At 64.5% G+C, this 21046-nt stretch carries 17 protein-coding genes and 3 pseudogenes; 8 read left to right on the forward strand and 12 right to left on the reverse strand.

Annotated elements, in window-relative coordinates:
• Window positions 1-636 precede the first annotated feature (636 nt).
• Entirely contained in the window at window positions 637-1149 is a 513-nt protein-coding gene (locus tag ACTVZO_RS00185; protein ID WP_443296325.1) for a hypothetical protein, read from the reverse strand.
• Window positions 1150-1509: 360 nt separating this feature from the next.
• Window positions 1510-2859, reverse strand: a complete 1350-nt coding sequence (locus ACTVZO_RS00190; RefSeq protein ID WP_443296326.1) for an IS701 family transposase — start codon at window positions 2857-2859, stop codon at window positions 1510-1512.
• Window positions 2860-3360: 501 nt separating this feature from the next.
• On the opposite strand from ACTVZO_RS00190, the gene ACTVZO_RS00195 reads away from it, so the two are divergent.
• From ACTVZO_RS00195 to ACTVZO_RS00205, 3 genes and pseudogenes are all read left to right on the forward strand, one after another.
• A protein-coding gene (locus ACTVZO_RS00195) for an IS3 family transposase (protein ID WP_443296327.1) occupies window positions 3361-4556 on the forward strand; the annotation gives its coding sequence in 2 pieces (ribosomal slippage) (window positions 3361-3613 and window positions 3613-4556; 1197 coding nt in all).
• A 44-nt stretch (window positions 4557-4600) separates the two neighbouring features.
• A pseudogene (locus tag ACTVZO_RS00200) lies at window positions 4601-4774 on the forward strand (IS6 family transposase); the annotation flags it as partial.
• Between the two features lie 379 nt (window positions 4775-5153).
• On the forward strand, window positions 5154-5693 hold the full coding sequence (locus ACTVZO_RS00205) for a hypothetical protein (protein WP_443296328.1): 540 nt from the start codon (window positions 5154-5156) through the stop codon (window positions 5691-5693).
• Window positions 5694-5774: 81 nt separating this feature from the next.
• Here ACTVZO_RS00205 and ACTVZO_RS00210 read toward each other — a convergent pair.
• Window positions 5775-6179 (reverse strand): annotated as a pseudogene (locus ACTVZO_RS00210) (transposase); the annotation flags it as partial.
• A 77-nt stretch (window positions 6180-6256) separates the two neighbouring features.
• Window positions 6257-7016, reverse strand: a pseudogene (locus ACTVZO_RS00215) (IS6 family transposase).
• A gap of 517 nt (window positions 7017-7533) precedes the next feature.
• On the opposite strand from ACTVZO_RS00215, the gene ACTVZO_RS00220 reads away from it, so the two are divergent.
• Together ACTVZO_RS00220 and ACTVZO_RS00225 are read left to right on the forward strand one after the other, a co-directional pair.
• Window positions 7534-8268 carry a ParA family protein gene (locus tag ACTVZO_RS00220; RefSeq protein ID WP_443296329.1) on the forward strand — a complete coding sequence of 245 codons (735 nt, stop codon included), beginning with the start codon at window positions 7534-7536 and terminating at the stop codon, window positions 8266-8268.
• Window positions 8268-9392, forward strand: a complete 1125-nt coding sequence (locus ACTVZO_RS00225) for a ParB/RepB/Spo0J family partition protein (protein ID WP_443296330.1) — start codon at window positions 8268-8270, stop codon at window positions 9390-9392. The genes ACTVZO_RS00220 and ACTVZO_RS00225 overlap by 1 nt, the downstream gene beginning before the upstream one ends.
• 247 nt (window positions 9393-9639) lie before the next feature.
• On the opposite strand, the gene ACTVZO_RS00230 is transcribed toward ACTVZO_RS00225, so the two are convergent.
• On the reverse strand, window positions 9640-10704 hold the full coding sequence (locus ACTVZO_RS00230) for a hypothetical protein (protein ID WP_443296331.1): 1065 nt from the start codon (window positions 10702-10704) through the stop codon (window positions 9640-9642).
• A 299-nt stretch (window positions 10705-11003) separates the two neighbouring features.
• Here ACTVZO_RS00230 and ACTVZO_RS00235 point away from each other — a divergent pair, with 299 nt between their 5' ends.
• From ACTVZO_RS00235 to ACTVZO_RS00245, 3 genes are all read left to right on the forward strand, one after another.
• On the forward strand, window positions 11004-13205 hold the full coding sequence (locus tag ACTVZO_RS00235) for an Ig-like domain repeat protein (protein WP_443296332.1): 2202 nt from the start codon (window positions 11004-11006) through the stop codon (window positions 13203-13205).
• A gap of 315 nt (window positions 13206-13520) precedes the next feature.
• Entirely contained in the window at window positions 13521-13823 is a 303-nt protein-coding gene (locus ACTVZO_RS00240) for a hypothetical protein (RefSeq protein WP_443296333.1), read from the forward strand.
• Window positions 13824-14392: 569 nt separating this feature from the next.
• The gene (locus ACTVZO_RS00245; RefSeq protein WP_443296334.1) at window positions 14393-15112 is read left to right on the forward strand and encodes an IS6 family transposase; all 720 of its coding nucleotides are present in this window, start codon (window positions 14393-14395) and stop codon (window positions 15110-15112) included.
• A gap of 157 nt (window positions 15113-15269) precedes the next feature.
• Here ACTVZO_RS00245 and ACTVZO_RS00250 read toward each other — a convergent pair whose 3' ends face one another.
• The 7 genes from ACTVZO_RS00250 to ACTVZO_RS00280 form a co-directional block, all read right to left on the reverse strand.
• Window positions 15270-16025, reverse strand: a complete 756-nt coding sequence (locus tag ACTVZO_RS00250) for a UbiA family prenyltransferase (RefSeq protein ID WP_443296335.1) — start codon at window positions 16023-16025, stop codon at window positions 15270-15272.
• Window positions 16026-16207: 182 nt separating this feature from the next.
• Entirely contained in the window at window positions 16208-17611 is a 1404-nt protein-coding gene (locus tag ACTVZO_RS00255) for a cytochrome P450 (RefSeq protein WP_443296336.1), read from the reverse strand.
• A 14-nt stretch (window positions 17612-17625) separates the two neighbouring features.
• Window positions 17626-18429 (reverse strand): class I SAM-dependent methyltransferase, encoded by an 804-nt coding sequence (locus ACTVZO_RS00260; RefSeq protein ID WP_443303006.1) that lies wholly within the window; start codon window positions 18427-18429, stop codon window positions 17626-17628.
• 229 nt (window positions 18430-18658) lie between these two features.
• Entirely contained in the window at window positions 18659-19408 is a 750-nt protein-coding gene (locus tag ACTVZO_RS00265) for a hypothetical protein (RefSeq protein WP_443296337.1), read from the reverse strand.
• Window positions 19380-19784, reverse strand: coding sequence for a hypothetical protein (locus ACTVZO_RS00270; RefSeq protein ID WP_443296338.1), 405 nt, complete (start codon window positions 19782-19784; stop codon window positions 19380-19382). Before ACTVZO_RS00270 ends, ACTVZO_RS00265 begins: the two co-directional genes overlap by 29 nt.
• Window positions 19781-20629, reverse strand: a complete 849-nt coding sequence (locus ACTVZO_RS00275; protein ID WP_443296339.1) for an IS5 family transposase — start codon at window positions 20627-20629, stop codon at window positions 19781-19783. The genes ACTVZO_RS00270 and ACTVZO_RS00275 overlap by 4 nt, the downstream gene beginning before the upstream one ends.
• Window positions 20630-20709: 80 nt before the next feature.
• Window positions 20710-21042 (reverse strand): mevalonate kinase family protein, encoded by a 333-nt coding sequence (locus tag ACTVZO_RS00280; RefSeq protein ID WP_443296340.1) that lies wholly within the window; start codon window positions 21040-21042, stop codon window positions 20710-20712.
• Between the last annotated feature and the right edge of the window lie 4 nt (window positions 21043-21046).

Genomic DNA, 21046 nt, shown 5'->3' on the forward strand with positions numbered 1-21046 from the left:
AGAGCCCCCGTACAGCCGCATAGGTGAAAGAGGGGCGGCCACTGCGCCGCCCCTCCCGCATGACCTGCGCGGCGCAATCGACAGCCCTGCGGGCTGGCCCGCCCCCTATGTGCCCTTCGGGCACGGGCGGGCTGGCTGCCCTCCGGGCAGGTCGCTCCGCTCCCGGGCCCCTTTGAAGGCGCTTCGCGCCGGGGGCCCGCCCCTGCGGGGCAAAGGAAGAAGCCCGAGCCGGGCTGATTGGGCCGGCGGCGGGCTTACCTCGATGGCGACGGAAAGGCGCGGTAGGCCCGCTGTTCGGCCCGGGTGTTGTCCGCGCCGGTGTTCCCGAGGGCCCAGGCTGCCTCGAGGATGTCCTCATGCAGCCACAGGGGCGCGGTTGATGGGGCTATTTGGATTTCCCCGCCCGGTACTCGGGGTGGCCTCAGAGTTGCTCGGCTTGACTCCCCAGGCAGACTCGCGCTGATCTGCGGCTGGGCGCCAGGAGGGCGGCCCCGGCTCATCGACACCGTGCTGCTCTCCGAACGTCCCCCCTCGCTTGAGAACCGGATCAAGTGGGGAGAGGAGTAGCCCTGGCCGTTTCCAGGAATCGCCATCACCGAGGAGCTCGACGGGCCGTCACGAGAGATCGCGGTTAGCTTAACCCGCCGGAGTGGTGGCGCAGTAGAGGTCCAGCTCTGCGTAGCCACCCGGCGTCGTGTAGGTGATGGAAGTGGGGAAACCCCTGCCATCTGTCGTGAGGCTGTTCACCGTCGTACCCGCTGGCGCGATGAAGTTGACGCCGCGGACGCCGACGTTTCCACCGACGCTCTCAGCGATGAACGGGTGATCGTTCGGGCAGCCTGTGTTGATGGCCACCTGCGCCTGTCCGGCGGGGTCCGTGCCGGTGAAGAGAGGCACGACGACTACATTCTGGGGCGCGGTGAGGGACGCCGGCGAGACGACGTTGTGGCCGGCGCCAATGGTGCCGTGGTCACCGATGCTGATGTCACGGCAGGCGCTGATGGCGTGGGTGCCGGTGGTGTTGATGTTGCAGTTGACGGGGGTGTTGTCGTGGCCGTCGTTGTTCTCTGCCTGAGCACTGCCAGCCAGACAGAGACCGCTGGCAAGAACTGCGGCAGCAGCGGCGAGGGAGCGGCGAGCGTAACGCATGGGGGTGCCTCTCATCCAAACTTGTTGGCGACCTCAAGATTTTGACGTGCCGCTGTCCATTCGGGCGGGACGCAGCGCTGAAAGGCAAGGCAAATTCACTCCCATGAGAGCTCGTAACAGGATCATGGCCGGTGGTTCTTGAGTCGTCGCCAGCAGGTGAGGCTGCTAGTGGTCCTCGCCTTCACGGGTCAGGCCGTCACCCGATCGGTGTCCACTCTGAAAAGGCTCAATTACCAGTCCCGCCCGACAACCGAAACGGCCCGCCGAACCAGGCGGTGGACCGTCAAGAAAGATCGAGGTCAAGGGCCTGTAACTGTCACGGCAGCTGTAGTTCCGTGATCGTTGGGTCATCGTCGCTGGTCACGTCGTTTCGGCGGCTGTGATGTTGTTCCAGCGACGGTGGGCCTCGGCTGCCTGGAACTGATGGTGACGGCGCCAGGTGGACCAGTGCAGCAGGTGGTCGCGATCGCGGCGGGGCTGGGGCAGCGCGGTGATCCGTAGTAGGCGCAGGAGTTCGCGGGCGCTGGCCGGGACGAGTTTGGTGTCTGTGGTTCCGGCTGCGTTCACAGTGGTGCGGGCGCGGGTGATCGCGAGGACGGCGGTGGCGAGCATGCTGATCAGGGTCCAGCGCATCCAGGAGTTCCAGCAGGTGGTCTGGCCCTGGTCGAGGCCGCAGATGCCCTTGGCGAGCTGGAAGTCTTCTTCCACTCGCCATCGGCAGCACACCACGTCCACAAGATCGGCCAGGGTGACGGGGCGGGCCGAGTGGCAGCGGTAGAAGGAGAGCTCGCGGGTATAGCGGTGGCGGCGCACGAGCACAAAGGAGCGCCCCGGCTCTTGGTCGTCGGGGGTGTCGTCGGGGTGGATGTCGAGCATGGCCCAGTCGTAGTGGCGGTCGCCTTTCAGGCCTTGGCCGGTGCGTAGGCGCATCCAGTTCTTCCTCGGGACGCGGGTGGCCAGGTCGGTGACGCTCATGCGGCCGATGGCTGTGTCCACTCGGTGGTCGCAGCGGACGGCGAGGGCATAGTCGAAACCGAGGGCGCGGGCAGTAAGTCGCAGTTCGCGACTGCCGTAGACCTCGTCGCCGGCCAGCCACCGGGCCGGTATGCCCAGGCCCCGGGCGCGGGTGAGCATGTCGGCGGCGAGCTGGGGCTTGGTGGCGAAGGCGAGGTCGTCGGGGACATGGGTGAGCAGCCGGCGTTCCTCGTCCGCGGTCCACTCCCTGCTGAAGTACAAGGTCCGGTCGATGGGGGCGTGTCCGTGCCGGCTTGCGTAGGTGAGGTGGACGGCGACCTGGCACAGACCGATGCCGCCGAGGGCCCCGGAGTACTGGTGGGCTGCCCCGACGCAGTCGGTGGAGGACTTCTCATCGCCGGTCTCGTCCACGATCAACACCGCGTCCGGGGCAGCGAGTTCACCTGCTGTCCAGGCTGCGATCCGGTCCCGGGCGGTGTCATGGTCGACCATCGCGCGGGACAGGAAGTGCTGCAGCCGATGGGGACCACGGTGCCCCAGCGCCTCGGCCAGGGTCCAGCAGTTGCGGGTGTCCAGCTCCATGAGCAGCGCCTCGCACATCTCCCCGGCCAGAGCACGCGGCCCCGGGCGCTCGAAGCAGTCCGCGATCTGCCCGCACGCCGCCCCAAGCACCGTCGCCCATGCCAGCTCGGCTACCGTGGCTTCCACGGCCACCTGATCCTGTCGAGTCTTCACAAACCGCCATGATCATGGTGGCCGCACCCATGCCTACAAGCACCCCCACCACCGCTGACCAGCACCGACGCAACAGCGATCAAGAACTACAGCTGCCGTGACTGTGAAGGAGACAGCCCCTTCGTAGGTCCCTGGCCCGCTTGCAGAAACCCAGGTGCACGAAAATGCGGTGTTGGGATTTGCGTCGAATGGGCAGCTAGCCAACGGCCCACCTTCCGATACGGACGCAATAGCTGTAAATTCAAATAGTCCGCCAGTTGGCGCGATGGCCCGGTAGGCGCAGCGCGGAGTTGACCGACATCGTTTTTCCGGATCCGGCGGGTCCGTAGACGCCCATCATGGCCTTGGCGTCGATGACGGCTTCGATGTGTCGCGTGTGGTCAGCAGGGTGTCGGTGCCCACCAACTGTGCCTGTTCCAGGTCCATGAAGGGGTTTGAGGCGCCCCGAACCTTCCGGACAGTGGTCCCACTACGGTGGGACCACTCGGAAAGGGAAGTCGGTTGTCGCAGAAACGCAGGAAATTTAGCCCGGAGTATCGGGAAGAGGCCGTGAAGATGGTGATCGAGACGTCGCGTCCGGTCGCCCAGGTCGCCCGGGAACTCGGACTCGTTGAAGGAACTCTGGGAAACTGGGTCAACGCATACCGTCGTGAGCATGATGGCGAGGAGCCGGAACTCACGCTCGACGAGCGCGCCCGCCTGCGGGAGCAGGAACGAGAATTGCGCGAGCTGCGACAGAAAGTCGCTTTCCTGGAAAAAGTTGCAGCGTACTTCGCCAAGGACCCTCGGTGAGCGACAAGTTCGAGTTCATCGATGCAGAGTACGCAATATTTACCACGAACACTGAAGACACGGTGCCGGTTGCCAAGATGTGCGACTGGCTGGAAGTATCCCGCTCCGGCTTCTACGAATGGCGGAGCAGGCCGATTTCAGCGACTGCCCGGCGACGGGAGGATCTGAAATTGCTGATCACCAAGTCGTTCGAGGATTCTGACGAAACCTACGGCTACCGTCGGGTCCACGCCGACCTGTCCGCGTGGGGCGTCCCCTGCGGACCCGAGCTCGTGCGTGACCTCATGCGGGAACTGGACCTCCAGGCGTGTCAGCCACGACCGTGGCGCCACAGCCTCACCGAGAACGACGGCTCCGCCGGCCCGATCCCTGACCTCGTGAACCGCGACTTCACCGCCGACGCACCCGGCCGCAAAATGGTCGGCGACATCACATACATTCCAACCTGGGAAGGCTGGGTATTCCTCGCCACCGTCATCGACTGCCACACCAAAGCCGTCATCGGGTGGGCCATGGACGACAACTACAAGACCCCACTTATCGAAGCAGCCATCAAAATGGCAGCACGCAACCACCCACTCGCCGAAGACGCCATCTTTCACTCGGACCGCGGCAGCAATTACACCTCGACCCAGTTCGCCAATACACTGACCGGGCTAAGAATCCGGCAATCCGTTGGCCGGACCGGGATCTGCTACGACAATGCCATGGCGGAATCATTCTTCGCGACCCTGAAAAATGAACGTGTCCACCGGACCGTATACCCCACCCGAGAACACGCCTACCGCGACATCGCCCGCTACATAGAGGTCCGCTACAATACGAAGCGCCGTCACTCGGGACTCGGGTACCGGACCCCACGAGAGGTCCACGACGAGTACCTGAACCAGCAGCTCGCAGCCTGAATTTGCTAATTAGCAGCTGTCCGGAAAACGCGGGGCCCCTCACCTTCCGCAGCCCCGGCGGAGCGCAGCGGTTCCTGTCCGCGTTCACCGGGATCTCACCCCACTTCCGGCCCCACCGCCATCTGATGACCGCCCGCCGGTACCGCTTCGAGATGGCGGTCCGCTTCACCGTCTGGAACCAGATCACCAGCGCCATAGGCATGCCCGCCACGGCCTGAAGCACGCCCACCACCGGGCCTCAGCGCACCCTGATGCACCATCAAAAGATCATGCCGCCAACAATGTGACAACGCCCTTCCGGCTCCGCCTCCAGGACCAGCCCGCTCCGCGGGCAGGTGACCGAAGTCCACTGTCGTCCGTATGCCGATTCCTGTCAGCCGGCTGACAAGCAGCTTGGGACAGGGACAGCTTTCCCAAGGTTCACGATGAGACCGGTACAGGCTGTGTGCTTCAGTTCAACTGCCGGATTAAGACTGGAATCGTGACACTCCACCAATACACCCAACCGAACCACACCACGGCCCGCCTCCCCCCCCCACACACCCACACACCCACAAAATACAAACACCACACTCACCGCCAAAAAGGAGAAACGGGATGCGCTATAGGCACCCGGCACTCGCCATCGCCACAGCCCTCCTCGCCCTCACCGGCCTCGGCACCACCGCACACGCCGACAACAACCGTGACAACAAGGACGGGGGGAAACTCTGCGTCATCGAAGTTAAGGGCGACCACAACCACAACGCCTGCGGCAACATCAAATACGGCCACAACGCCACCACCGGACAGGGGCACAGCGTTACCACAAGTGGAATTACCGCTCCAGCCACAACAAATTACTTCAATATTCAAAACATGACAAGCGATGAGCTGATCATTTATTCTTATTCGGGGCCGTGGGTAAGCGCGCCTGGACTTCCGGTGGAGATCATGGCGGGCGAAACTGATAGTTCCAACTTCTTCGCCTGGACGCCCGGAACAACTGCCTCAATCTCCCTTGTCGGCAATGCCTTTTACACTGTGACTGTGTCATCAGCAGGTGTGCCGAGTTGCCAGCAGCAGGGAGCCTGCACCATTTCCAGCGGGCAGGGCACACAAAGCAACCCCTGGATTTTGAGCATCGCGGGACCGTGAAAAGGGGGCCTGTAAAAGGAACGGCTCTTACAAGATTTTCGTAGCCGGTGATCGCTACTGAAATTGAATGCGTGATGTCGGTCAACCGTCGATGATCAGGCCGGTGCCGGCGAGGCAGCCGTCGATGAGGTCTGGGTGGTGCTGGATCTGTTTGAGCCGGTGCTTCACGGCCCGGGTGATCTGGTTGAGGTCGGCTGCGGCGAGGTTGCCGATGTCGCGTTTGACCAGCGACCACACTCCTTCTTGGGGGTTGAGGTCCGGCGCATAGGTGGGCAGCTGGAAGACGGTGAGCCAGTCGGCGTTCGCGGCGATGAACTCCCGCAGCGGCTTGGTCAAATGGAGGCTGACGTTGTCCCAGACCAGGACGATCGGGCCGCCGAGCTGGATCCGGGCGCGGACGAGCAGGTCTCGGAAGTCGCGCCAGCCGAAGCCCTTCGGCTCGCCTGTGCGGCCCCGGTACTCGCGGATCCGGTAGATCAGGCGGGACGGCACTGTCACGTTATCGAGGGCGTGATCGTTTGATGGTGCGTCAGGGCGTGGTGGGGTGCTGGCCGGTCCGTTGTTCAGGCTGTGGCGGGCATGCCGGTGGCGCCGGTGATCTGGTTCCAGACGGTGAAGCGGACTCTCATTTCGAAGCGGTACCGGTCGGCGGTCATCAGGTGCCGGTGGGGCCGGAAGTGCGGTGAGATCCCGGTGAACGCGGACAGGAACCGCTGGGCTCCGCCGACGGTGCGGAATCCCTTCATCGCGCGTTCACGCTGCCGAGTGGGCTGGTGCGAGTTCTCCGCCCGGTTGCTCAACCCCTTGTGGGAGCGGTGTTCCACCGAGGGCATCACCGCCCGGTGCGCAGCCCCGTAAGAGCGGAGCTTGTCCGTGACAACCACCCGGGGCACCTGACAGGTGGTGGTGAGGAGCCGGCGGAAGAAACGCGTGGCCGCGGCCTTGTCGCGACGGTTCTGGACCAGGATGTCCAGGACGTTGCCGTCCTGGTCGACGGCCCGCCACAAGTACCTTCTGCACCCCGCGGATCTTGACGAAGACCTCGTCCAGATGCCATTTATCGCCCGGCCGCGGGCGCCTACGGCGCAGCGCGCTGGCGTAGGTCTGGCCGAACTTCAGACACCACCGCCGGATGCTCTCGTAGGAGACGACGACGCCCCGTTCGAGCATCATCTCCTCGACCTCACGGAAGGAGAGCGGGAAACGGAAGCACAGCCACACACAGTGCGCGATGACCTCGGCCGGGTAGCGGTGATTCGCATAGGACGGCGTCCTCGACGACACGATCGGGCCCCTCCCCAGACAGACCAACCTGAAGATCATCCCACCCCGACACCGACAATGTGACAGTGCCGTGGTTCTTGTACGACGGCGATGCAGACGACACGGACCCCACCCCTCACCGGACACCCACAACCCCAAGATCATCCCAGACCGCCGAACAAGGTGACAGTGCCTGCGGGGGCCATATAGGCCCGCACCCCCGGCGCAAGCTGGAGGTGCGGGCCTATTCGTGCTTCTGAAGCTACCTAGCTGGTTGCGCCGTTGTACGGCCGGAAGACTCGGTGCCCTGGGACCGCCCGATGGGGCGGCCGACTTCACCAACCGCCGCCCGGGGTACAAGCCCCGGTCGTTCGCCCGAAGCGTTTTCAAAACCCGGTTTTGAAAGCCGTGCCTTCCCGCCGAGGTGCCCCCGCTCAGCCTGGCGTTTCAAAACCCGGTTTTGAACGGACCCGCCGAGGAGTCGTTGGCAGGGAGGTCATACGTGGCATCCTGTCCCGGTCCGCTAGTACCGGCCCACCTGGGCCGGGAAGCATACGGAGCATCAGGAGCACCACCTATGGCACGGATCACCGCGCTCATCAACCGCAAGGGTGGAGTCGGAAAGTCGACTCTCACTGTGAACACTGCGGCCATCACCGCCCACGTACTGGGCGCATCCCCCGAAGGCGACCCTGACTACGTCGCCGCAGTCTCCGCTGACCCCCAGGGCTCCACCACTTGGTGGTCACAGCGCGTCGGCGACGACCTCCCCTTCTCCTTCGAGCAGATCAACTCCAGAGACGATCTGGAGCTCTTCTCTCAACTCAAGAAGTCCCGGAAGGTCAGGCACGCCTTCATCGACACCCCCGGCTGGATGGACCTGCCCGAGGACGAGAAGGAAGAAGCCGGCGACCCGTTCGGCCAGAGCACCGCAGCCGACGCAATGCGAGCGGTGCTGGCCAACGCCGACGACATCATCGTCCCCATCGAGCCCGAGCCGCTCGGCTTCATGCCCACACGTGACACCATTGAGGAAGTGGTCAAGCCGCTCGGCATCCCCTACCTCGTCGTCATCAACAACTGGGACCCGCGCGACGGAGAAGCCGACCTGGATCAGACCAAGGACTTCATCCGCGCGCAGGGCTGGAACCTCGCCAACACCGTGGTCCGCCACTACAAGGTCCACACCCGGGCGGCACTGGAAGGCACCGTCGTGACCCAGTACAAGAAGAACAGGGTCGCCATGGAGGCACGCGAAGACTTCTACCAGCTCGCCCTGGAACTTGGGGCCGGTAAGAAGGACCGCCGCTGATGGCCGCCGCAAAGAAGCCCTGGGCGGACCTTCTCGAGGGTTCGGGCAAGCCCGGCAGCAAGCAAACCACCGCCAGTGACGCCGCCAAGCCCGAGGCTCCACCGACCACGGTGTACATGCACACGCTCGTCGGCAACCCGGACAACCCGCGCACCGACCCCGACTACACAGACGAAGACCCTGAGTTCCGAGAACTCAAGGAGTCCATGAAGTCCGTCGGTCAACTCCAGCCCGCCGTGGCCATGTCCCGTGAAGCGTTCCTCCGTACCAAGCCCGAGCACCGCACCCGCGTTGGAGATGCCGAGTGGATTGTCATCCTGGGCAACCGCCGATTCCACGCAGCCAAGCAGCTCGGCTGGACCAAGTTCGAGATCCGGGTGCGGGACCGATTGGCCAGCGGAGACGACGACAAGGTCGACGAGGCTGTAGTCATCGAGAACATCCACCGCAAGAACATCGCCCCCTACAAGGAGGCAGAGTTCCTCCAGCGGATGGTTGAGCGACACAGCTCGCAGGAGAAGGTCGCCGAGCGCATCGGCAAGTCCCAGATGTACGTCTCCAACCGGCTCAGCCTGCTCAACCTCACTCCCGAACTGGGCGAGGCCGTCGACACCAAGCAGCTCAAGGTCAAGACAGCGGAACGCATCGCCAAGATCGAGGACCCTGAGCAGCAGAAGGCTGTCGCGGCCGAAGAGATCCGCAAGGCTCAGCAGCCTCGAGCTCCACGCAAGCGCTCGCCTGCCGCGGCAGCGGCGCCAGTTCAAAACCCGGTTTTGAAACCCTCGCTCGACACGGACACGAGCAGCAGTGGTCCAGCGACCGTTGTGACGACTCAGGAGAGTCACGCGATCGGCCGTGTCCCTGAGCCCCGGCCGACCCCAGCACCAGCGGAGAGCACCCCTGCCGGTGTACTCCCCTGGCACGATGGCGCCGCCGTGATGGATGCCGCCTTGCAGAGGCTTACTCCAGAGCAGCGGAGCGCATTCATGCTCCGCTACTTCCACCGAAGCAGCGGAGTGGAAGCCGTCATCACGGACATGAGAGGGAAACTTCCCGCACATGACCGAACCTCACTGGCAGTCATCCTCCAGCAGGTAGCCGCCGGCCTCCTGAGAGACGCATAGCCCACAGAAGGAGCCCCAGCCCACAGGCCAATCACGAAAGTGGGCTGGGGCTCCGTTGTGTCCAGGGCAGGGGACCGGATTCTGCACCGTCCCGGTTAGATCGTGTTGGATGGGGCGCACGGGGATCACCCATCTGCCGTTACCGCGGGAAGCCGACAGCCCCCTTCCGTACTTTCGTGGCAAGCCCCCCAGAAACCCCTGTAAGGCAGCAGTATCTGGCCTCTTGTGGTGTGCGGAGGAGGGTCCGTCAAACGGCGCGGGGGAGCTTGTTACCAGTGTCCGCGTCGAATGCCTCCCCTGTAGGGGACAGGCGGATCGTGCGGAACGTCCCCTTCTCCCCTTGCTTCCAGTTCTTCCCGCCGATCTCTATCCGCACCGTCACATCAGCCAGGGGGTCGGTCACCGGCAACTCAAGCTCGGGGCTCCTCGTGTACCGGTCCTCCCCGCGAGTACTGGAGGCATTCGCCCCCGCGGCCTCGATACGCAGGTATTTGGCATCGGGGTCGAAGTACGTCCGCAGTTCCACGATGACGTGGTCGTGATCCCGGGTCCACCGCGCGAGCACGTCCGCCTCGACGTCGTCAATCGTCAGCTTGCCGCCCGATGTCCCTTTGTAGGCGGCTACTTTCTGCTGCCTTGCCTCGTCTTTCCTGTCAGTCTCGGCTTTATGCCATACGCCGACGGTGGTGAGGGCCAGTGCGGCGACTACGGCCGCGAAGAGCCAGGGTCGCCGGCGCTTCCCGGTGGGTTCCGCCCCCTCCATGTTCTGCGTGGGGTTGGGGGGCAGGGGATCCCGGTGCTCTGCCTGTGGCCTGCTCCTGTCCACGGGTTCTTTGTCCCACCACTCGATGTCTCCGCCCATGCGGGTGACGGTAGCCCGTAGCTGGGTGGCCGTGTCGGGCCTTCCGCCAAGCTCCGCGACCACGGCGCGGGTCGAGAGCCACGACAGGGCTTCGCTGGAGTTGATGCCGTAGGCGCGGATGTCCTGGGCTTCGCCGATCACGGCCAGCTCGGATGCTTCGGCGTACCGGCCGCTTCTCGCGGCGTGCACTGCTTCGTAGTGCCGGCTGTCGATGACGGTGTCGGGCATGTCGAAGTCCCAGCCTTCTTTCCTGCCGCTGGTCTGTGCGGCGGGGGTCAGCAGGTAGTCGTCCAAGTCGACGCCGGCTCGCTCCGGCCCCGTCTCCTCCTCAAACTCCTCTTCGACTTCCGCGACGGGGTCGGTGAGGGTCTGCTGTGCCTGGCGGCGTCGGGAGGATGTATCGGTGAGCGTCGTTTCGTCGTCTTCGAGGATGGTCTTGACGATGTCCAATGACCCGCCTGTCTTCGAACGACGGGATAGGGGCCGCTCGTTCGCCCTGATTTCACGGTTGGTAATCGCCAGCCGGGTGCCGGCGTGAATTGCCTGACCCGCCGATACCGCGCCGCCCCGCCACGGCGCGGATCCGGCCTCTTCGACCGCCTGGCAGCCGCCTCAGGCGATCCGCTGCCTGCCAGGAAGGTGACAGCACCGTGTGGCACACAACACCCGCCCCCAGAACGGCTGGAGACTACCCACCGGCAGAACAAACAGGCACAAAATGCAGCACGGGACAAAGGACACAATTTTCGATGGCTACCGCCCCCGCCCGCACCACCGCACGCCGCGTACGCACCCAGACCCTCGCCGCCGCCCTCGCCCTCCTCGCCGGCCTCGCACTCCCCGCAGCCTCACCCGCCTGGGCGGATGACACCCCCACCTGCGGGGCAGCCACCGCCAAGGGCGGCACCGTCACCATGACCGGCAACACCACCAACCCCGACGGCAGCACCACCGTCACCTGCACCTACACCGGCCTCACCAACCCCGACAACACCCCCACCACCGGAGCCGCCGGCGGCGGCGAATTCACCCTCACCATCCCCGACCGCACCACCACCCTCACCATCACCGAAGCCACCGGAGCCAAAGGCGGCGACCCAGTGCCAGACGGTCGCGGCCCCGGCGGCGCGGGTGGAACCGTGACCGGCACACTCAACGTCACCCCCGCGCAGACCCTCACCCTCCGAGTCGGAGCCCCCGGACAGAACCGTCCCCAGGAGACATTTCCCACTGACCAGACAGGGGGATACAACGGCGGGGGAAGCGCCTTGCACTCCGAGGGCGCTTCCGGTGGAGGAGCCACCACCATCTGCACCAGCACCGACTGCACAGTGGACAGCTACCTTTTGGCTGCTTCCGGCGGCGGTGGTGCAGCAGGATTGAACTCGGCGGGTGGGAACGGCAATGGCCTCGGTGGGATCGGATCAGGCGGCGGCAGCAGCGGTTCTCCCGGCGGTGGATTTGGTACAGGGGGCGGTCAGGGAGGCATCGGCTTCAACCGGGATCTCGGTACGACGCATCCGGGAGGCGCCGGCGGCGATCCCGGCGTTCACACGGCAGGAGGAGGGGGCGGAGGAGGCATGGTGCTCGGCGGCGGTGATCCCACTCCGGCCAGCGGCGGGGGCGGAGGAGGCAGCACACCCGGCGGCCCCGGCCAGGGCGACAACGCCCCCGGACAGCCCGGCCAGCTAGGCGAAGGCGGGGATGCCTCCTTCCCTGGAAACATCGGTACCGCCGGTGCCGGTGGCGGCGGATACTACGGCGGCGCAAGCGGCGGACACTCAGACACTGCGTCGGGCGGCGGTGGCGCGGGTTCGTCCTATATCCGCGACAACGTCGCCACCGCCACCGCCACCACCGCCGCACTGACCGCGACCCCGCGGATCGAGCTCACCTACACCATCCCCGCCGCCCCCCTGGTAGTGACCTGGGCCGACAACCTGCCCGTAGGCACCATCGGCACCCTCTACAACGCTGACACCGTCACCAGCACCACCGGCGGCACCGGGGAACTGACCTACAGCCTCAGCGACGGCACCCTCCCCACCGGCCTCACCCTGGTCCCCGCCACCGGCGCCATCACCGGTACCCCCACCACTGCGGGCGACTACACATTCACCGTCACCGCGACCGACAGTGCGACCCCCGCACAGACGGCATCCCACCAGTTCACCCTCCACATCAACGCAGCCACCACCAGCACCACCGTGCTGTCCTCGCTGAACCCCTCCACGTTCGGGGAAAGCGTCACCTTCACCGCCACCGTCACCGACGGCCCCACCACCCCCACCGGCACCGTCACCTTCAAGGACGGCGCGACCGTCCTGGGCACCAGCCCCCTGACCGGCGCCGGCACCGCCACCTTCGCCACCAGTGCCCTGGCTGTCGGCTCCCACGCCATCACCGCCACCTACAACGGCGACCCCACGCATGCCGCGTCCACCAGCGCGGTACTCAACCAGCAGGTCAACGCCGGCGCCGTCTCCACCTGCGCCACGCCCGTGTCCGTGCTGCAGCAGCGCGGCTACAACATCATCCAGGGCAACGGTGCCGGTAACCAGCTCGTCGGGACCGACGGCATGGACGCGATCTTCGGTAACGGCGGGGGTGACCAGATCTTCGGCCGCGCCGGCAACGACCTCCTCTGCGGAGGCGACGGCAACGACCAAATCCGAGGCGAAAACGGCGACGACCGCATCGAAGGCGGCAACGGCCCCGACCAAATCCGCGGCGACAACGGCAACGACCAGCTCTTCGGCGACGCCGGCACCGACCAAATCTTCGGCGGCAACGGCAACGACACCCTCCAAGGCGGCACCGACGCAGACCAGAACTTCGGCGAAGCCGGCAACGACACCCTCAACGGCGGACCCGGCCTAAACACCAACAACGGCGGCACCGGCACCAACACCTGCACCAACCCCACCACCGGCACCGGCTGCAACAACTAACACCACCAGAACCCGAAACAGCAGCCAAAACAGCAGATAACCACCCAAAAAACAGCAAGGGCCAGACACCCCAACCCCCGCGGGCGCCTGGCCCTTCGCACACCGTCCCGTACCCGCCCCCAACCCAGCCCCCAGCCCCCCGGACCCCGGCCAATCCGAACCAGCCCCAGCCGGGAAGACCACCCGCCCGGAACACCACGACATTCGGGGCATTTTTCCGATTAACTGTCAGTTTGCGGATGTTTTGGGGAAGGTTGAAGGCTGATCCGGGCGGGCTGCCAAGCCTGCCTGTCCGACCCTCGTGAGGACATGCGCGTGAACTTTTCGACGAAGCTGGCCATGACCCTGCCCAGCGTGATCCTGGCCACCGCCTTCGCCGCCGGACCCGTATTCGCCGCGGACACCCCCCAGCCCCAGCCGGCGCCCCCGACGAGCAGCCACTGGGTCGGAGGCGACCAGCAGAACGGACACGGCGCCATCCACATGGGATCCGGCTCAGGCCACGTACTCGGCAGCATCAGCCACACCGTCGTCGTGGGCGACAACCTCTGCGGACCCGGGTGGCACTCAGTCCCGTCCTCCACCCCGCCCTACTACGCATGCGTACCCGGCAACTGAGACAAAACCCCCGACCGCCGCTGGCATCGACTGACACCCACCACGCGGACCCCTCGACCTGACCTCGAGACCGTGACCACCCACCAGCCCCCTCAGCAGCCCCTCAGCGGCCTCCGAACGGGCCCCTGGGGGGCCTCCAAGCGGCTGTGGGCCAAGCCCTACCCTCCGCCAACCCTGACCACCAGCGGTCAAAGCAACAGATAAGAGCCAAAAAGCGACAAAGCCAGGCACCCCCGCCCCGAGAGGCGGGGGTGCCTGGCTACGCTCACGATCACCACCGCCACCGAAATCCCAGAACCCCGGAAAACAGGACAACGGGAAGGTTGCCCCGCGGGCTACCGGGCAAGCCGCTACCCGCCGCCCTATTCGGCTCCCTCGTCGGCGCTGTGTCTTCGTTTGATCCGAAGACTGATTCGAGTTCTTCGCGGGTGTGTACCAGGTGGTACGCCCGCGCTTCTCACCCTCGGGGAAGGATTCGCCACGCCTGGCCATCTGGGACGGCACTGTCACCTTGTTCGGGCGGTCTGGGATGATCTTGGGGTTGTGGGTGTCCGTGAGGGGTGGGGTTCGTGTCGTCTGCGTCGCCGTCGTACAAGAACCACCGCTACCCGACAGAGATCATTTCCCACTGTGTGTGGCTGTACTTCCGCTTCCCGCTCTCCTTCCGTGAGGTGGAGGAGATGATGCTCGAGCGGGGTGTGACCGTCTCCCACGAGACCATCCGCCGGTGGTGCCTGAAGTTCGGCCAGACCTACGCCAACGCCCTGCGCCGCAGGCGCCCGCAGCCGGGCGATAAGTGGCACCTGGACGAGGTCTTCATCAAGATCCGCGGGGTGCAGAGGTACTTGTGGCGTGCCGTCGACGCCGACGGCAACGTGCTCGACATCCTGGTGCAGAACCGGCGGGACAAGGCCGCGGCCAGGCGTTTCTTCCGCAGGCTCCTCACCACGACCGGGCAGGTGCCCAGGGTGATCGTCACGGACAAGCTCCGCTCCTACGGGGCTGCGCACCGGGAGGTGATGCCCTCGGTCGAGCACCGCTCCCACAAGGGATTGAACAACCGGGCGGAGAACTCCCACCAGCCCACCAGGCAGCGGGAACGCGCGATGAAAGGATTCCGCAGCGTCCGCGGGGCGCAACGCTTCCTGTCCGCGTTCACCGGGATCTCACCCCACTTCCGACCCCACCGCCACCTCATGACCGCCGGCCGGCACCCCCTCGAAATGAGAGTCCGCTTCACCATCTGGAACCAGATCACCGGCACCACCGGCATGCCCGCCACAGCCTGAACAGCAGACCGCTGGCACCTCACCACGCCCTGACGCGCCATCAAACGACCACGCCTCGATAACGTGACAGTGCCCAACGGCTCAATGCGCGAGAACTATGACTGCGGTGGCAAGAGTGAGATTATACATGGAATGGTAAAGGAGATATGTAATTCTGTCAGAGCGAGGATTCCTGAACACGAGGGCTCTCACGGCGACCATCCAACACAATATGGCGATGATCCAGTCGCAGAAAATTGTCACAAGAACCTGCGCCACGGGCAGGTGCAAATAGATACCCGTGGAGAAACGCAGGCAAACACACCATGACCACGAAAAACCAAATGCGCACCGGCCAGTGACCGAGCATGAGAGCGAGAGTGCGTCGCCCGATGCGGCGGTCCCCGTCCATATCGCGGACATCCTCGAAAATCAACGCCAGATTGAATCCGATCGAGACTGTCAGCACCCACGTCCAGCCCGTCCTGTCAATCGGGCCGACCAACTGCCACGCCGCCGCGAGCTGTGCAATCGTGCCGAGAAGCATTGCCACGGGTTTCACGTAGAAATACTGCCGCGGGTGCGAGAGCAAGTTGAGAAATACCGTTACTCCTTGCCACAGAAGAGTCCATTCAATCGTTCCGCTCAGGAAGCCGAGAAGAGTGTAGATCGGCATTGCCAACCAGAAGCGGTGCATGGCTTCGGAAGGAGTCAACAAGCCCATTGGAATAGGCCGGTGCGGCTTATTTACTCTGTCCTCCTCTGCGTCGCGCGCCTGGTTTGATGAATCGAATATGTATAGATATGCGACGAAGAGCACCAGGCTGATGCAGATGCTCTCAACCGAATCCACCCAGCCCTTTCGGAAATACCCGCATGCTGCAGCCGTGAAGGTTACCGCGGCTCCGATCGCCAGACAGTTGTCGGCGAGCATCCTGACCGTGATCTGAACTTCACGCTCAAGTCTTTTGGCAATGTCCCGAATTCTGATCATAGTGCCCTGGATTCGGCGATGACTCGGCTTCCTTGCGCGCCAGGTGGTTAATTCTCATTTTTCCATCCTGTGCGCTGGTCGATGGATTGATGCCCGCCCCAAGGCTTGCCTCGGAGCGAGTCTCATCTGGCAACGGCTCTCATTCTCAGGCCCCGGGGACGTAGGGTCGCGGCCGCGAACGGCTTGACAGCCTTTTTGTCGATGGAGCTCAGGCGCCAACGGCTCGCAATGGTGGCCAGAATGATCGTGGCTTCAGCCATGGCGAATCGATCGCCTATACACTTTCGGGGCCCGGCTCCGAATGGGATGAATGCGTTGCGACCGACAGTTGTGTTCACCCATCGGTCTGGGTCGAAGCGATCTGGGTCGGTGTAAGCGCTGGGCAGTCGGTTGATAACGTAGGGACTGTAGGCAAGCATTGTTCCTGCTGGGAGGCGAACCCGACCAAGTGAGGAATCCTGGGTCATCTTGCGCGTGATCAGCCATGCGGGTGGGAAGAGTCTCAAGGTTTCGGTGAGTACGCGGCCAGTCGTTTCGAGCAGAGGCAGACACTCGTACGTAGCGGAATGGCCATTGAGGGTGCGCACGGCTTCGCCGTGCACACCCGTATCCCATTGGGGGTGCCGGTCTAGCAAGTACAGCGACCAAGCCAGGGTGAGTGCCGTGGTTTCCGTGCCTGCGACAAAGAAATTTATAACCTGGTCGGCGAGTTCAGCCTCACTGAGGACTCGCTGATCAGCCGGGCTGTTCGGATCACTTGCATTGCAAAGAACCGAAAGGAGGTCAGAGTACTCTCCAGGGAACTCTCTTCTGTGTGTGACGGCCTTTACTAGCGTCGCCCTCATGCGCTCCGCAGCTTGATCGAAATGGCGGGTGCCCACAAATGGCATCGCTGCCAGGAATGGCGGTGTGAGCGCGGTGCGAAGAGTTCCATCCATGAAGATGCGCACATCTGCGGTCGCGCGTCTTACCTGCTCTGGGCTGAGCGTGTCCGAGAACATCGTTTCGATTATGACTCGGCTCGTCAATGCCATCATGCGCTCGGTTACTTCAATGACCTGACCGTCTTGCCACGTACCGACCTCTTTCTCGACCACTGCCGAGAACGTATGTGCATAATCAGCCAAACGGGGCGGCTGAAACGAGGGCTGGCACAGCCGTCGCTCACGGCGGTGCTGGCCATGCGGGCAAACCGTCAGGCCGTTTCCTACGGTCCTGCGAGCATTCTCGAACATGGCGCCACCCTTATCGAAGGTGGCATCATCCAGCAACATCTGTCTGGTCAGCTCTGGATCACATACCAGCACGGTCTCTTGCGGTCCGAGCCATATGCGCACCATGTCTCCCCGCCTGGATGCCGAGGAAATAAATCCGAGTGGATCCTTTGCGAGCGCGGGCAAGTGACCCACTAGTGGAAATCTCCGTCCAGCCGATGCGATACCTGACGTTCCGGCAAGTACTTCCCGCGGATGCCCGATCATTGCAGAACCTCCCGCTGGGTAGAAGTGATTGATATGCGTCCCCATGGTCGCAACGCGCCTTAGGGTGAGCGTCGGCCAAACACAGACAGCTGGAGGAAAGACAGATCGACGTAGCCTTCGGTTTCTAGAACCCGGGAGCAGTCGGAAAGATCCTGCTCGGTCACAAAGCCATGCCCCAACAGAGCCGGCGCGATCTGGTCGAGCGTCAGCCGAAAGAACGCGTCAGCATTACCTCCCGGACCGACATGACCGGGAGTGCAAAGCGAGCCGACATCCCGGAGACCCAACTCAGATAGAAGCCGAGGCAGGCTCGCCGCCCAGCGTGGGTCTGCCTGGATATGGGAACTCAGTGAAATCAAGCCGCTCATGCATCGGTGATACGGGTTTGGGGAGTCAGGTGGAGGTTCAAGCGCAATAAAACCGTCCACGCACACCCAGCCACCCTGGGCAGTCCAGTCAACCATCCGGGCCAGGACCTGTTCACGCTCGGACAAATGCTCCAACAAGGCACGGGCATGCACAATTTCAAATGAATTTGGCGGGAATTCTTCTCGCAAAACGTCATGCTTGAGGGTGGTTATATTCGGCACGTCTTGCGGCAGAAACCTGGTATCGAGATCGGTGGCGACCACTTGGCCGGGTGCGCAGCGTTCGGCAAGCCAGCACGCGATGGACCCGGCGCCGGCCCCCAATTCCAATCCGCGCCAACCAGCCTGGATGCCACAGTTGTTCAGGGCTGCGTAGGTGCCTGGATCGCCGAAGTGTTCCAACGCTCGGAGGCGGCGAAGTTCGGTGGGCAGGCTGTGGCTCAAGTGGCCACCCCCGTAGTCGCGCTCTGACTGACCGGCAGCTTCCGTCATCATCACGCTCCCTCTTCATGGGAGGCCGACTCACGTCTGCAGTGTGGGAAAGTGGACGTGGTCATGCTCGGCACATGCGTGGCCCTGATCCACGCTTGCCGCCAATCTAAACTATTCGATTCTACCACCGGGTGCTATTGCGACCCTCTGGAATCGTGCCGTGACCTTTGATTACGATTTGACACGCAGGAGTGACTCTCGTTAGCTTCCCCGCCAGGAATGCGGTCAGGAATCACCTCCTCCGTGGGGGACGGGACCCCGTGAGCTTCTGGTCAATGCGTCCGAGGGGTGTGGTGGTGAAGGCGATGAATCCGGCATCCTTGAGGGCGGCCTCGATTTGGGGCGCTTGATCCGGGCCCTGCGCGAGAGCGATGAGGGCGCCTCCTCCGCCTGCGCCCGTGAGTTTGGCCCCAGCGGCGCCTGCCGCGCGCGCCACTGCGATCCCGCGGTCCAGCTCGGGGGTCGATAGGCCCAGGGTTTGGAGAGTACTTTGGGCCTGGTCCATGAGAAGGCCCAGCGGGCCCGGGTCTCCATGGACCACGGCGCTGTGTGCCTGACAGGTCAGCTTGCCCAGAGCGTCCATGGCGGGCCGGACCGTAGGAGAAGAGAAATCCACCCGCATACGCAGTGCGGCAATACGCGCCGCGGTGGATGTCCGCCTGGGAGTCAAGGCGATGATGAGGGACAGCGGGGCCGCGACGGGCAGCGGGGAAGTGCGGGGTGGGAGGCCGGGTTCGAACCAGATTGCGTCGACGTGTGCTACCGCGCAGACGTCCAGCCCGGAGGACCTGCCGTGGAACACGCATTCGACATCTGTGGCCATGCTCAGGATTTGGGACTCGTCGGGGACGGCGGCAGCCAGATCAGCGACAGCCCTCAGAGGGCGGTTCGCGACTTGATGTCCATTTCCGGGTGAGGATGGGGCAGGGCTGCTGGTCGCGGTGCTCGGTCGGCTACTGCTTCCTGGTGAAGCTGCCGGCATCGACCTCGGTGAGGACGTCGAGCTTGACCAGGCGTTTCAGCTTGGCGCGGGTACCCTCGATGTTCTTCGGCAGCAGTTCGTGGTCGAGGGCTTCGCAGATGTCCCGGGCCCGTAGCGGTCCGGTCGCGTCGTTGAAGACGCCGAGGATGCGGGGGTAGTCCGGGTGCTCGGGCAGGTCGGGTGAGTCGGCCCCGGCGGGGATCCGGTCCGCGAGGGCGGTGACGGTCTTCCGGGTGATCGCGAGGTGTTCGAGGTGGGTCTCGGCTTCCCGTAGCCGGCCCTGAAGTTCGGCGATCTGGGTGCGCAGGTCCTCGGCCAGGGACCGGGCAGCGTCCTGCTGGACGTCGAGCGCGTCGAGCAGGGGCTCGATGTTCACGCCGTCACCGCTTCCGCATCGCGCCAGGTGGGGGTGTTCGCGCCGGTCAGGCGGCGGGCCATGATGTGGGTCATGGCCCAGTAGACGCGTGAGGCGGAGGATGCCGGGCGGTGCTCGTAGTCGCGGACCAGGCGCCGGTGCAGTATCAGGACCCCGTAGGTCTGCTCGACCCTCCACCGCTTCGGCTGCGGCACGAACCCGATGTCCTGCGGGTTGCGTTCGACGATCTCAACGTCGATCCCGAGCGTGGTGCCGTGGGCGACCACGGCGGCCTTGAAGCCCTGGTCGACCAGGGCCTTCTCGACGGTTCCTGCGGTGTTCTCGGCGACCCGGTCGAGCAGGGCGATGCCGGCGGCGTTGTCATGCGCGCTCGCGGCGAGGACGATGACGGCGATGACCAGGCCGAGTACGTCCACGGCCAGTCCGCGCTTGCGGCCCGGGACCCGTTTCGCCGCGTCCCGGCCGGTCGTGGAGGCGGGGACCCCGGCGGCAACACGGACACTCTGCGTGTCCAGCACCACCAGGGTCGGGTCCTCTAATCGGCGGGCCTTCTCACGGACCTGGCAGCGCAGGAGTTCGTGGATGACCTCGTCGGTTCCGTCGTCCCGCCAGGCGGCGAAGTAGTAGTACGTCGCGCTCTTCGGCGGCAGATCGTGCGGGAGGTAGGCCCACTGGCAGCCCGTCCGGCTCTGGTAGAGGATCGAGTTCACGATCTCCCGCATGGCGTAGGCGCCCTGGTGGCCGCTGACCGAGCGGTGCCGATCCTTCCACGCCGTGATCACCGGCTCGATCAACGACCACTGCTCGTCCGATAAGTCACTCGGGTACGGCTTGCGTTCACTCACCCCGCCACCCCAACAGACCACCGGCTGCGGACCAGTGGATTCCGCCCGCACCCCACACCATCAGGCGACGACAGAATCACTCAAAGGGTCACGAACCGTCCTCTCACAAGTGCAACGCTCAATGCAGCCGAACTGCCGAGGCCGGCCCCGGCCGGGATGCGAGAGCTGATATGCAGCCTGATGGTGTGCGGGTCGATGTGGAAAAAGGAGGCCGCCACGGCAAGAGCTCGACACAGTTGCCGCTCGCCTGTCGGCATGGCCGGAAGGCTGCGCCGGGCGGTCAGCGTCATGCTCAGTGGGATGGGGGCAGCGATCGCAGGATGCCCGTACAGGACGGCATGTTCGCCGAGCAGGATGACTTTTCCAGGTACCTGCTGCACGCTCCGCTGCCGAATCTCTGGTGTCACGGCCATCGTC

Origin of the sequence: Streptomyces sp. IBSNAI002 (assembly GCF_052244475.1) — a bacterium.
GTDB lineage: Bacteria > Actinomycetota > Actinomycetes > Streptomycetales > Streptomycetaceae > Streptomyces.